Consider the following 12,802-nt stretch of genomic DNA (forward strand, 5'->3'; position numbering starts at 1 on the left):
TCCAGAGGTCCAGCATTGTCGCCCCACCGAGACCGAAGCACATGCCGAGCAGGTGCACACCTATAAGGAGTGTCAGCACTTTTAGCTGTGGGAGTGGATCCGGCAACGGAACGCTAAGCGCGAGTGTGTCGGCGAGTAAGGGACCACTGTCGGACAGCGCAAGCAGGCCGCCTAAAACCATGAGAGAGTTCGTAGCTTCATTTATTACGGCCTTGGACAAATGTTTTTAGTTGGACGCGTGCTCAGTTTATTTACAGGTAAATGATGTCTTTGCCTTCCACAACGTTATGGATAAGCGATTGCAGCAACGGGCCGTTAGAAGGGGGCTTCGGCTTTATGCTGATCAAGCGGCTGCTATCTGTAGTGTTGATGCAACCAGGAGCATAAGTGTCGGGTTAAATCAGGCCAACGACGATAGCGCCACATCAGCAGGTCGCACGGGCGTAGAGCCTACTCAGGAAGGGACCGGTGCTTGAGCATCGATCAGGTTATGGCTCTTCAGCTCCTCCCAAAAAGCTGCTGGGATACCGACCTTCATCGCTTGTACATTGGAAACTATCTGCCCCGGCGAACGCGCTCCCGGAATGATCGCGGACACTTGCGGATGTGCCGCGGCGAACTGCAGGGCGGCAGTATGAATGTCGATACCATGGCGGCTGGCAACCGCCATGATCCGTGCGCGTTTTTCTACCGCTCCGGCAGGTAGATCCAGGCTGAAGTTATATCGGCTGCGCCCTCCCAGGAATCCATCGTTCAGTGGTGTTCCAACCACAACGCTGGTGCCCTTCCTGCTCAACGCCGGAAAGGTGTTGCGCAACGCATCGCTGTGGTCGAGGAGGGAATACTGGCAGGCAAGCAATACGATGTCGGGTGTCGGGTCATTACTGGTCAACGCCTGAACCACGGCGTTCGGCGTATTGACTCCGAAGCCCCATGCCTTGATGAGCCCTTCATCACGCATCTTTTCAAGCTCAACCATCGCCCCTGTGCGCGCAATTCGATACGCCGCTTCCCATCCACCTTCCAGCTCGGTGTTATCGGGCGAGATGTCATGGATAAAGACGATATCGATACGGGGTAGCCCCAGACGTTGCAGACTGTCTTCCACGGAGCGGCGCGTGCCTGCTGCGGTGTAGTCATATCGATATGTGAAGGGCGCCGGCGCCTTCCAGATAGCATGGTCCGCGCGCGGGCCACCAGCAGCCGTCAATACCCGGCCGACCTTGGTGGAGACCACATAGTGGTCTGGATCTTTGCCGCGCAGAAAGCAGCCTAGACGATATTCACTCAAGCCAAACCCGTAGAACGGCGACGTGTCGTAAAGCCTTACACCCGCCTCCCAAGCAGCCTGCAGAACCAAACCCGCCTGCTCGTCGCTGATCGGCGCAAAGATATTGCCGATCTGCGTCCCGCCCATACCAAAGCGTTGGGGCGTCATGTATCTCATAGTATGCGAGGGCAAATTGAGGGGCAGGTCTGTACGCACGAGCCGGCCTTGCGTACGCATCACACTTCCGCGCTCGGTCAACGAAGAGGGCGCTGGGGCTGTAGCCAGCGAACTTGCGACACTCGATGCTGGCAGCAAAGCGGCTGCAACAGCGCCAGCCGCCGAATAGGTAAGAAAATCTCGTCTGTCCATCCAACATTCCTTTCGCGACTGAGGGTTCACGGGCTCATCGAAGCCAGCATTCGTAATAGAAATTAGAACAACGAGGGTTGGCCGGGTGACCCTAATGCGCCGTATCTTTTGCATAATCCTGCCGATGCACTTGTGCTGGTCACGCACTCTCAGCAAACTCGAACATTCCGTAAACAGGGGCGCATGTGATGACGAGCGGTTCCTTCTCGCAATTTGGTTTCGGCCATGTGCATTCGCTGACCTTGAGCGAACCCGCTCAGCCCAGCGAAGGCCTCCAGGTACTCAGACGGCTCATTGAAAAAGTCTCCATTCAGATTGGTTTGAACGAGGTCTGCGCAACATCGATTCCAGATCTGACCTTTTATCGAATGGCCAAGCTAGGTACACCCACGTACTGCATTTATGAGCCCTGCGTAGCCATCATTCTTCAGGGGGCGAAGGAGATTACGTTCGGTGAGCAAGCCTGCGAGTTCGGGCAGGGCACGTTCTTCGTCACTTCGGTCGATATACCCACACTGGCTCGCGTTACCGCGGCTAGTGAGAAAACCCCTTATTTATCCGTCGTATTGAAGCTCGATCTTGCCATGCTCAATGAAGTGATCCAGACCTTGGAACCACCAAGGCAGGAAATGGCTTCTCAAGCACGGGGCTTCGTATCCGGTGCGGCGTCGACTGAGATGCTCGATGCATTCGTTCGACTCACTACGCTGATCGAACGGCCGCTTGAGGCAGGCTTGATGTCGGAACTGATCAAGCGGGAAATATGCGTTCGGCTATTGCTAAGTGGTGCAGGTCAGTGGTTGCGCAGCGTCACTCGCGACGGTTACCGAGATAAGGGCATCGTCAGAGCCATTGAATGGCTGAAACATCACTACGACAAACCGCTGCACGTGGCCGACCTCGCCGAACGATCAGGAATGGCCAGCTCTACGCTGCATCACAGTTTTCGCAAGCTCACAGGCACCAGCCCCGTTCAGTATCAAAAAGCGTTACGGCTGCAAGCCGCACGCAGCCTGATGTTGACCGATCGGGTGGACGTAAACACCGCCGCATTGCGAGTCGGTTATGAAAGTGTCGCTCAATTCAGCCGCGAATATGCCCGGCGTTTCGGAGCCCCGCCCTCGAGAGACATCAAGCACGTAAGGGAGCAGGGTGGAATGCTCGACTAGCAGTGCTTCCCTGAGTTGCCGGGGGGGCGGTTGATACAACCTGATATCGGGCTAATTGGCGCTTCAAAGGGGAATGCGGGTTGTCGACAAGACCTGACGCAACCCCATTAACGATCGAATCTGGCGAACCCCAGTCAGGTAAAGCAATTGCTCCGCGGGGAGCCGGTTGAAACTGCTGCTTTCCTTGGTGCGCAGCAGCATGAAGTATCGCTGTAAAGCAGCAACGCATGAACGGGTTGTCGACGCGGCTGCGCGAGCGATTAGGCGCAGCGGTTATTCCGGCCTGAGCATCGTTGAAATCATGAAAAGTGTTGGCTTGACCCATGGTGGCTTCTACGCCCATTTTGCCTCGCGCGACGCGATGCTGGCCGAGGCGGCTGATCGCGCTGGCGAAGAGATGGTCGTTATCATGAAGTCAGTTGCGGCCGACGCGCCCCTAGAGCAGGCGCTAGGACGCTTAGTTGGAAATTATTTGTCGAAGCAGCACCTCGAAGGCGTTGAAAGAGGGTGGTTACTGGTGCTTCATCCGGTATAGGCGAGGCCACTGCCAACAAGCTCGTGACAGCAGGCTATACGGTGTATGGCACCAGTCGGCGAGGTGGGCAGGTCGATCAGCGGAATTTTCCGCTACTAGAGCTCGATGTGATCGACGATGCTTCGGTCGATTTGGCGGTTACGGAGTTGCTACAGTTGGAGGGGCGTATCGACTTGTTGGTCAATAATGCCGGCGTCGGCATCGCCCCTGCAGCGGCGGAGGAAAGCTCGATAGAGCAGGCCAAATCCCTCTTCGATACCAACTTCCTGGGGGGCGTGCGCATGACTCGCGCCATCGTGCCACACATGCGTCGACAGGGCAGCGGTCGCATCATCAACATAGGTTCCATCCTGGGCGTTGTGCCCATGCCTTTTGTGGCGCTTTACGCTGCCAGCAAACACGCAGTGGAGGGCTATTCGGAAGCCCTGGATCATGAATTGCGTACATGGGGGATCAGAGTCACGGTCGTTGAACCCGCCTATACCAGGACCCAATTTGAGACCAATAACCCGCAGCCTGACTCCAAACTCGACTTCTATGATGAGATCCGGGCAAAGCTTGTGAAAGTGGTCAGCCAAGCGATGGAGGCTGCCGACAGTCCCGACGTAGTGGCTGAAGTGGTGCTCAAGGCTGCTCGTGCCGAGCGCCCCAAGCTACGCTATACCGCAGGTACGGCGGCCGGCCAGTTGCAGTTCCTGCGCCGCTTCGCCCCGGCGCGTCTGCTGGATGCGGGCATCCGCAAAACATTGCAACTTGATATGAATACGGTTCCGGGCGCTAGCGCACCTCGGCGGACACATTAGCCCGGCCCAGCGATAATCGACGCATCCCGTCTGTCATATCTGCACGCCAAACCACAGTATGGCAGTGATGACGCCCGCTCATTCGGATAGGAGAAAACAATGACATTTAAAGCACTGCTCGCCACCAAAATAGGCGAAGTAATCTCGACCAATCTGATCGACTTCAAAGATGAGGATCTGATGCCGGGCGATGTCACCGTCGCCATCGAATATTCGACGGTGAACTATAAGGACGCGATGGCACTTAGTGGACGCTCGCCGGTCATTCGCCAATTTCCATTGATTCCGGGCATTGACTTCGCCGGTATCGTAGAGACCTCTAGCCACTCCGGTTTCAGGGCAGGCGACCGCGTATTGGTCAACGGCTGGGGGCTAAGCCAAACTCATCATGGTGGCTTCGCGCAGAGGGCACGGGTGAGTGGCGATTGGTTGGTAAGGATCCCGGACGTATTTTCGACCCAGGACGCCATGGCCATCGGCACGGCAGGTTATACCGCGATGCTCAGCATTCTGGCGCTTGAGCATGGTGGCCTGACGCCGGAGCGTGGCGACATCCTGGTGACTGGTGCCAATGGAGGCGCGGGTTCGGTGGCAATCGCTTTACTGTCGGGCCTTGGCTATCGCGTGATCGCCTCGACCGGGCGCTTGGAGGAAGCAGACTACCTGCGCGACCTGGGCGCGGCGCAGATTATCGACCGCCATACTTTGTCCGAGGCTGGCGCGCCGATCGCTAAAGAGCGCTGGGCCGGTGTAATCGACTCAGTCGGCAGCCATACCCTGGCCAACGCATTGGCGCAGACCCAATATCGCGGTGTTGTCGCCGCTTTCGGTCTGGCACAGGGCGCGGATCTGCCTGCGTCGGTGCTGCCCTTCATCCTGCGCAACGTGACCCTGGCCGGTATCGATTCTGTTAACGCACCGCATAGTGTCCGCTTGCAAGCGTGGTCGCGACTCGCGCGTGACCTTGATTTGGGCAAGCTTGCCCGCACGACTCAGGTCATCGGGCTGGCAGAGGTTTCCGCCGTCGCTGGTCGTGTGCTGGAAGGGAAGGTCCGCGGGCGCACCGTCGTGGATGTGAACGCATGACGGCTTCCTCCCGTGCCTTTCGCTATCTTGCAATCTTGTCAGCGCTGCTGTTCTTCGCGCTGGCAGTCGCCTGGCTGCTCGCGCCGGGCACCATGCTAGCTAGCTGGGGTGTCATCTTCGGTGGTGGTACCACCGGAATAGTTGGTCGGCGTGCGGCACCGCTGTATGCGGGGATGGGAGTCATGCTGCTGGCGGTAAGGAATGCGCCACCCTCACTAGGGCGAACGGCCGTGATGAGGGAGCTTGCTCCCACGCAAAGCAGGCCCGGCATCGATGGATGCCGGGCAGCCGGAAAAACCAGTAAATACAGTTCCCCCCTTCAAAATTGCATTTTGCCTCGCCTATTCGCATTTATCGCTCTCATCGCAGTGGCCAACGGGAGCGACGGCTTTTCAGGGCACTAGCGTTCCGTGTGCTGGGTCGACGCCTTGGTTTTGTCATAGTGATGCTGGACGTCGGTCAGGCTGATATTGCTGGTGGTCAGCTTCAGGTTCTCGCTGTCGCTTTTGACGAAGGCATATTTGCCGTGCTCGGCCTGCACGTTATTGAGCTCCAGTTCCATCTTGTCGAACTGCTTGCCGCCATTGGTGCGCATGAGGGTGCCAAAGTCGCTGGCCTGGAAATTATCGACCTTGACGTGGGCATTGGCATTGAGTTGGAAGATCTTGTCGTTGGCCCCCTTGGCGCTGCTGTTGGTGATGTTCAGGTTGGTGACATCTGCGCCACCCTCAGGCTTCACGGTCAGGGCATCTTCACCCACGTCCGTCCAGTGCACATTATCAACAGTGACCGGCTTTTCGTTGGCGGCGCGGACATGGATGCCATCAGCTTCGTTGTCACCCAGAATGACATTTTTCAGCGTTGCGCCTTCGGCCAATTCGAACAAAGGCTTCTGATCTTCGCTCTGGTCGCCATTGCCCAGCTTGGAGCCCGCTGTGAAGGTCTGGTTGTGACCATCGAAAGTCTCGCCCGGGCCTACCTTGATGGTCTCATTTACAACCTTGGCACCGTTGGATGCCGTAGGGAATCTCGTCGGATCTGAAGGGGTATCTGTATCAATGTTGCGCTTGGCATTGGCCAGCGGCGTGGTGGCCGGCGGCGTCACGCCGCCGCTGTCACGGTCACTTCCTGTTCCATTGTCCCCACTTGTGGCATCGGACGTCGTGTCAGTGTCGCCGCTGTCGGCCAATTGCGTACCGAGCCCGTTGTTCTGATGTGAGCCCTGGCCCTCGGTTTGCTCCTGATTCGGGCTCTGCTTCTCGGCAGATTTCATGAGCATCTGCAGCAGAGCGGTGATCAATGCGCTGAGCAACTGGATCAGGTTGGACGAGTTGTCAGCCGACTTTCCCTTGGCTCCCGGCGGTTGGACAGTGTTATCGGGCGGCCCGAAATTAATCTCTTTCTGTTTGTCGCTGCCGAAAAGCAGTGCGCCGGGACTCACGGCTTGCTGGGTGTTTTGCTCGCCGAGTGCATGGCTATGGGGACGGCTGCCGTCCAGCGCTGAAAAATCCAGGTCAGGGACGGTGTGTTGAATCGGTCGTTGGGAAATGCCGATGTTCATGGTGCTTTACCTCGTGGGGTGACAGAGACGCCGCGTCAGGTCCTGGGCTTGCCCGGCTGGACGCCGAATCCCTTCCGGTTGGGGGCGAAAAATCAGAGATTGGGTTTGGCGTTGTTCAAGGTGAGTGGCATCGGGATCCGATGGGTTCCCGATTACGGGTGCCGCTGACACTGTTTCAGCACCTGAGGCGGATTGCTGGCCGTTGCGGGCCCCCCATGACGCAAGGTTCGTCATCGGAACCGATGCGCTCCAGCGACCACAAAGTGCCTGGCGAACCTAGGCTTTTTTCCAGTTGAAGGACTACCACGATGAGAACCCCAGCACCTGATTTCAGCCGTTTCCTCAATGCCCTGGGCGCACAGCTCGGCACGTCATTGTCCCTGCAGAACGGTGTGTGTGCCTTGTATGACAGCCAAGACAATGAAGCTGCCGTGATCGAATTGCCCTCGCACAGCGAGATGGTGATCTTTCATTGCAAGGTGGGCCGCTGTCCGGAACGCCCTGGCGACTTGCAGCGCCTGTTGAGCCTGAACTTCGACGTCGCCCGTATGCACGGCTGCTGGTTTGCTGTTGACCAGGCAGACGTGCGCCTGTGCGCCCAGCGCGAGTTGGTGTCTCTCGATGAACCTGGATTCTGTGACGTTGCCCGAGGCTTTATCGCCCAGGCGCGCGAAGCCCGGACGTTTTTGCCGGCTTGAAACGGGAAAGCGCCGTCGTGCACCGGCGCTTTCCCTTGCTCCTGTCAGGTCTTCAGTTCAAACCCCTCCTGCTTCAACAGGTCAGCTGCATTTTTAAGTGGCTCTGACGGCCGTGACAGCTCACCGTCGAAGCTGTAGCCAATGGGTGTGTCCTGGTCTTCGCCGTAGATGAAGTTGATACGCCCAAGCGTTTTGGTGACGCTCAGTGTTGTCCCGCTGTTATAGCTGAGCAGAGGCGTTGGAGACGTAAAGGGCTCTGCCTGGGTGACGGAATGAAAGACCGTCAAGCGCATGATCCGCATATTGTTGCGATTTTCCAGTCGGGTGGCGAGTTGACCCTGGGTCATCGTGCCGTCGCGACTTCCCTCATCGATCTCGTCGATCAGTGAATCCTTCGGTTCCAGTCGTACACGGGCAAGCGTCCCTTGGCTCGCTTGCATTTCCTTGAGCATGGCCTGGAGCTTCGGATCCCGGCTCATCAGGTCGGCGACCTTCGCGGCATTACCGGGGGCACTCGCGTCGCTGACCGAGCTGATGATTTTGGTGATCATGCTCGGCTGATCCAGGCCGGAGAGATCGGTTTTGCTCGTCTCAAAGCGTGCGTTGCTCAATACGCTGTGGTTATTGGCCGATGCCTCCTGTTGGGCGGTTGCACGTTTGAGGTCGCGCAGGGCCTTGTATTGCGTGTCGTTTTGCGAAGGCATGTCGGCAAACAGTTCGTTAAGGCCATCAAGCTGCGCCTGAAGCGCTTCTTCAGGGCTCATGCCGGTGTAGCGTGCATTGAGTGGGTCGGCCAATTCAGCCAGTCTGGTTTTCGTGGCGTTATCCTTGAAGGCGTCCTTCAGTTTGGTCGACAGTTTTTCAAGGGTTTTGGAGGTCATCGGCGTCGCGACCTCATAGCGGAACTTGACCCGTTTAGTGGTTCTTGCGTCCACGGTCACCGATGCGGCCACGCCCAGGTTGTTGGTGGCCGACTGTGTGCCTGGAGAGGGCGTCGGTCCGGAGGCAGGGGTTATCGTTGGGTCGGTGTGGGTGCCGCCAAGTTGTCCGCGAAGCTGTCCGCCGAGGGCCAGGCTGTTGAACAAGCGTGGGCGATTCTTGCCACCCTCACGCAATTGCACCTTGTCATTCTTCTGCGTCAGGGAGTAATCAGTGTAGGTCAACAGATTGACCGTGACATTCGCGGCGATCCCCAGGCGCGCCACCGCCGAGAGTGGCTTGCTGCCGGTCTCGGACAGGCCGAAACCGACGCGCAGCTCGGCGCTACCGCCTGCGGTGATATCGAAGTTGAACCGCCGGGCTTCGTACGTTTCGTGGTCCACTGCTTTTTTCAAGACGTCCAGTGGATTGAGCTTTCCTTCGAACAGGTCGTCGACGAACTCGTCGATGTTTTCGTCGCGGACATTGAAGACCACCCCCGCGCGCTGGCTGGCCGCCGCGGTGGCGGTCACGTCCACCCCCAGGCGAAAGTTGGGCGTCATCCTGCGATCGTTACCGATGTCGACACTGCGAGCCGGATCGTTCTCGTCGAAAAAACCCGGCCAGAAGTCCTTGCCGCCGCCGGTACCCGCGCCAATGTTACCCGCCGCCTCGTTTATCAGGTAAAGGGTGATGCCAGCATCGCTACGTTCGGCATTGAGGATGTAGTTGCGGTTGCCGGTGGCGCCAGCGGTCAGCCAAGGCCCCATTGCTTTATCGGCGAAGGTGGTGAACGGGCTGGTGAGGTTCAGCCCATAGCTGCGTTGCAAAGCGATTTCATCGTCGCCATGTTCCAATTGCTTGAGGATGCCTTTGAACTTGTCGGCGAGTTCTGCCTGGTCCTTGCTGCCGGTCGCGGCCCGCATGTTGACGCTGACGGCGTGGTCGGGTTTTTTGAACGACTTCAAGAATGTCTTGACCGCATCGTAGGCACTTTCCAGGGCGGCGTTATCGGTAAAGCCCATGTCGGTGACTTCCTTGACCGGGTTCTCCCCGTAGGTGGTATCGCGTAGCGTGGCCAGTTTTTGTTGTAGCGCGGCCATGTCGCTCTGCGGCGTGAGCATCTCGACCTGGTCCAGAAGCGAACCAAGGCTTTTCAATGTCACCAGGTCCAAGGCTATGCGCGCTTTGCTCAAGCCATGATCGTCACCGGCATCGCGACGTTGCCCCAAGGGAATATCGGTTTTTTGGTGACTGAGTTTCAGGCCGTGGTCCTTGAGCGTGCCAAGCAATTGCGCGGTGCGATTTTGCTCCGAAGGGGCGATCTGGACCAGGGCGTCCTGCAGTTCCTTGACCAGGTCATGACCGGAGCTTTTAAGGTTGAGGCTGGTGCCGAGGTCAGCGAGTTTTTTGCCGAACTGAGTGCGTATCGACGGCTTCGCCAGTTCGCCGTGCATATTGAGCAAACCGTCGCGCTGACGCATGTTCTTATATTGGCCGTAGCCCTGACCGATGGCCATCAGCGTCGTGTAGCTGTGCTTTTCCAGCTCGTCGCGAAACGCCTCCAGCTCCTTGATCAGTGTTGCGCCCGCGGGCCCCAGTTCCAGCCGGGCGATGCGGGCTTTAAGGTCGTTACCCGGGAGCGGAGGCCTTCCTCCGGTTTCATGAATCAGCTCCAGTTGCTTGAACACGATCGACTGGCTGTCATACACCTGCGTCAGGCCTTCCCGACCGTGATAGCGGTGTTGAATGTGGTTACCGACATTCTTCATCCAGCGCGGCGTTTCCAGCGTGTGCTTGTACACGTTGGCGCGGATGAACTCACTTTTGCTGGCCCGGTTGCCTTTTTCCATGCCGCCCCGGCCTAGCACGTTGACGTCCAATCTGGCGGTCAGCCCGGTGCCTGGAATGCGCGCGGTCTTATGCGTTCCCTTTATTCGGGCGTATGTATCGTTCAGGCCATTTTCTTCCACGGGCCGCGGCGTGAACGGCTGCCACTGGCTGCCCTTGAGCTGCATCGGGACGGGCGCCTCTGCACCCTCGACCTGGGCGCTGAGCACATTGTTATCGTTGCTGTAGAGCGCACTGACCGGTTGCCCCCCCGGCGTGGGCACAGGTGTCCACTTGGCTCGAAGATGGTCAGCCAGCTTGACGGCCTGCCAATCCTCCTTGGACAGGCGGAAAAGCTCGCCGGTGCTGGTGAGCGCGTGCAGGTTATGCTTCTCGTCCAGCGCCAGCGTCTTGATATCACCTTGCAACCCAGGAAAGTCCAGCGTGATGGGTTTGCCGTCCTTGCTGTGCGCGGTCAGGCGATGGGTGTCGTCGAGTGCGACGAATCGTGTGTCGCTGACCATGGCGAAGGCCGTGATGACCCGGTCTTCGAGCCCTTCGATCTCTTTGCCCATGGCGACCTTGGTCGAACGTGGCGTCTGGGCCAACGCTGTATTAGGGCTGAACGCGACGTTGGGGTGTTCGGGGCTCACATCGAGTTTGAGCAGCTTGCCGCCCTTGAGCACATAGGCGTTGCTGTCGGCCCCGCGTTGCAGGCGATCGATATCCTTGATTCCGGCGTCCTTCCAGCACTGGGCAGTGGCTTCCCAGCGTTGGACACGCCCGGCGCTGAGGCCTACCAGTCCTGACCTGTCCAGGTTGAGCCGGTCAGCTGGCGGGGGCGTTGCAGGCACCGTCAAACCCCGCACATTGTCCAGAACCAGCGCGCTGCTCAGATTCCAGCCGCTCTCCAGACGGGAGCCCTGCTCATCGAGCGCATGGGAGTGAGTTTCACCCTGACGATTCTTGATCAACGCATGGACGCGGCCATCGTCGCCGCTGATGAACCCGCTGACGCTGTGATGGCCGCCCATCGCCTGATCGGCCAACCGATAATTTGCCTGCTCGGGCGTGAGCCGCAACACCGGTTCATCATTATCAAAGGCGCTGCGGTCTGCGCTGTAGAGCCGGCCCTGGGTATCTGCGACGAATAACCGGTCGGCGCTCAGGCCCACGGCGGCCGCCTGCGCCTGACCGCCGTCGAGCTCCAGTGTTTTTGTTGTTGCCTTGCGCGGTCCATCGATTCCAGGGCGCATATCAGCCAGCAGGATCACCTGGGGCTGGTCGCCGCTGAGCAACGCAGCCGTACTGTCCGAGGCAATCGAAAACGACTTGAGATCAGTGACCTCAATGTGTGGCATTAATGGGCTGGAGAGGTCGACGACGACATCATCACTTTTGGCGTAGATCGAGCCGTTCCCGCCCGTTGCGAGGCTGTTGAAGGCGAGGTCTTCGGTGCCTTCAGGCGCCTTCCAACGGGCGGCCATCGGATCAAACTGATACAGCCGGTCTTCATGCACACGCAGGCGTTCGCCATCGTGCTGATGATGCACGCCGGTGAGATGGGCGATGTGTGCCTTGCCTGGCAATTCCTGGGTCCGACTGCTGTCGGAAGTCCTGACGTGGACCTGGTTGGCTTCGCGTTGCAGGCTCGCGGCCTGTGGGCCGTTGCCGTTGATCTCGAGTGTTTCCTTGCTGCTGCGGATTAACGCCAGGGCACTGTCGTCGTGCGTAAGATGTAACAGGTGTCCGTTCGGCTCCAGTAATTGATGCCCCTGCACGCCCTGCTGGCTTTGATGAGCCAGATAGGTTTGTCCTGGCTTGGCGAGAACATCGCTCAGCAACGGCTCCAGGCCAGAGGTGCTGAACGTGGAGAAATCCGGCTTTCCATGGGCATCCAGCGCGATAGCGCCTTGCGGTTGCGCATGGCTCGAGAGGGTGTCTTGTGTCAGGTCGAAACGCCCGCCACCACTGCGCTGCAACACAGGCCCCGTAGGTGGCGGAAGGGGAGGCGATTCATTGGATTGCTCTACCGCGCCCCCAGAGCCGCCGGCCTCGTTCGGATCCGGGCGCAGCAGTGACTGGCGCGTACCATCGGCCCCTTGCAGCCGGCTCTGGGGTGAGCGCGCCATGCGTGCCGCCTGTGCCGCAACCTGTTCATTTGACAGGGGGCGAGGGGGCTGGGTGTTCCTCGCCACGTGCGTCTGGACAGGATTCTGCCGAGGAGGTTTGATCTTCTGAAACAGCTTACCGGCGTTTTTCAGCATTCGTTTTCCCACACCCCTCAAAGAGTGAGAGGAACCTTGGGTCGGTTGTTCGGTTCGTTGCTGCAAGCCTGAGTTAGGGCATGAGCCTTCTAGAGGCTCTGGTTGGACGATATTGCTGGTGGTGCGGTTGACTGTCGATGCCGGCATTTCGTATCTCCCCGTCCATGTCATGGTCTGACATCAGCTTCGGTCGCATTCTGGAAAGCTCCCTTTGACGTTGAGTGGTGCGCAACGCTGGCAGGTTCCATGCAGCGACAGGCTCATCAGTTGTCTGCGAAGCGTGGGCGCCACCGGGA

At 58.6% G+C, this 12,802-nt stretch carries 8 protein-coding genes and 1 pseudogene; 5 read left to right on the plus strand and 4 right to left on the minus strand.

Annotation, left to right across the window (positions count from 1 at the left end; genetic code table 11):
* Window positions 1-454: 454 nt before the first annotated feature.
* Window positions 455-1,639 carry an aldo/keto reductase gene (locus AC515T_RS11255; RefSeq protein WP_496532524.1) on the minus strand — a complete coding sequence of 395 codons (1,185 nt, stop codon included), beginning with the start codon at window positions 1,637-1,639 and terminating at the stop codon, window positions 455-457.
* Between the two features lie 188 nt (window positions 1,640-1,827).
* Here AC515T_RS11255 and AC515T_RS11260 point away from each other — a divergent pair, with 188 nt between their 5' ends.
* Window positions 1,828-2,808, plus strand: coding sequence for an AraC family transcriptional regulator (locus AC515T_RS11260; RefSeq protein WP_496532525.1), 981 nt, complete (start codon window positions 1,828-1,830; stop codon window positions 2,806-2,808).
* Between the two features lie 63 nt (window positions 2,809-2,871).
* Here the strand turns inward: AC515T_RS11260 and AC515T_RS11265 are convergent.
* Window positions 2,872-3,015, minus strand: a pseudogene (locus tag AC515T_RS11265) (Lrp/AsnC family transcriptional regulator); the annotation flags it as partial.
* Here AC515T_RS11265 and AC515T_RS11270 point away from each other — a divergent pair.
* The 3 genes from AC515T_RS11270 (at window position 3,008) to acuI (ending at window position 5,232) form a co-directional block, all read left to right on the plus strand.
* Complete coding sequence (locus tag AC515T_RS11270) at window positions 3,008-3,343, plus strand: TetR/AcrR family transcriptional regulator (protein WP_496533110.1); 336 nt, start codon at window positions 3,008-3,010, stop codon at window positions 3,341-3,343. The pseudogene AC515T_RS11265 and the gene AC515T_RS11270 overlap by 8 nt on opposite strands.
* A complete protein-coding gene (locus AC515T_RS11275) occupies window positions 3,316-4,146 on the plus strand; it encodes an oxidoreductase (RefSeq protein WP_496532526.1) in 831 nt (276 codons plus the stop codon). Before AC515T_RS11270 ends, AC515T_RS11275 begins: the two co-directional genes overlap by 28 nt.
* A gap of 99 nt (window positions 4,147-4,245) precedes the next feature.
* Window positions 4,246-5,232, plus strand: a complete 987-nt coding sequence (gene acuI, locus AC515T_RS11280; protein WP_496532527.1) for an acrylyl-CoA reductase (NADPH) — start codon at window positions 4,246-4,248, stop codon at window positions 5,230-5,232.
* 400 nt (window positions 5,233-5,632) lie between these two features.
* Here the strand turns inward: acuI and AC515T_RS11285 are convergent, their stop codons facing one another.
* Window positions 5,633-6,793, minus strand: a complete 1,161-nt coding sequence (locus tag AC515T_RS11285; protein ID WP_496532528.1) for a pectate lyase — start codon at window positions 6,791-6,793, stop codon at window positions 5,633-5,635.
* 308 nt (window positions 6,794-7,101) lie between these two features.
* On the opposite strand from AC515T_RS11285, the gene AC515T_RS11290 reads away from it, so the two are divergent.
* Window positions 7,102-7,491 carry a type III secretion system chaperone gene (locus AC515T_RS11290; protein ID WP_496532529.1) on the plus strand — a complete coding sequence of 130 codons (390 nt, stop codon included), beginning with the start codon at window positions 7,102-7,104 and terminating at the stop codon, window positions 7,489-7,491.
* Between the two features lie 44 nt (window positions 7,492-7,535).
* On the opposite strand, the gene AC515T_RS11295 is transcribed toward AC515T_RS11290, so the two are convergent.
* Window positions 7,536-12,653, minus strand: a complete 5,118-nt coding sequence (locus tag AC515T_RS11295; protein ID WP_496533111.1) for an AvrE-family type 3 secretion system effector — start codon at window positions 12,651-12,653, stop codon at window positions 7,536-7,538.
* Window positions 12,654-12,802 lie beyond the last annotated feature (149 nt).

The organism is Pseudomonas sp. FSO-7, assembly GCF_059579345.1.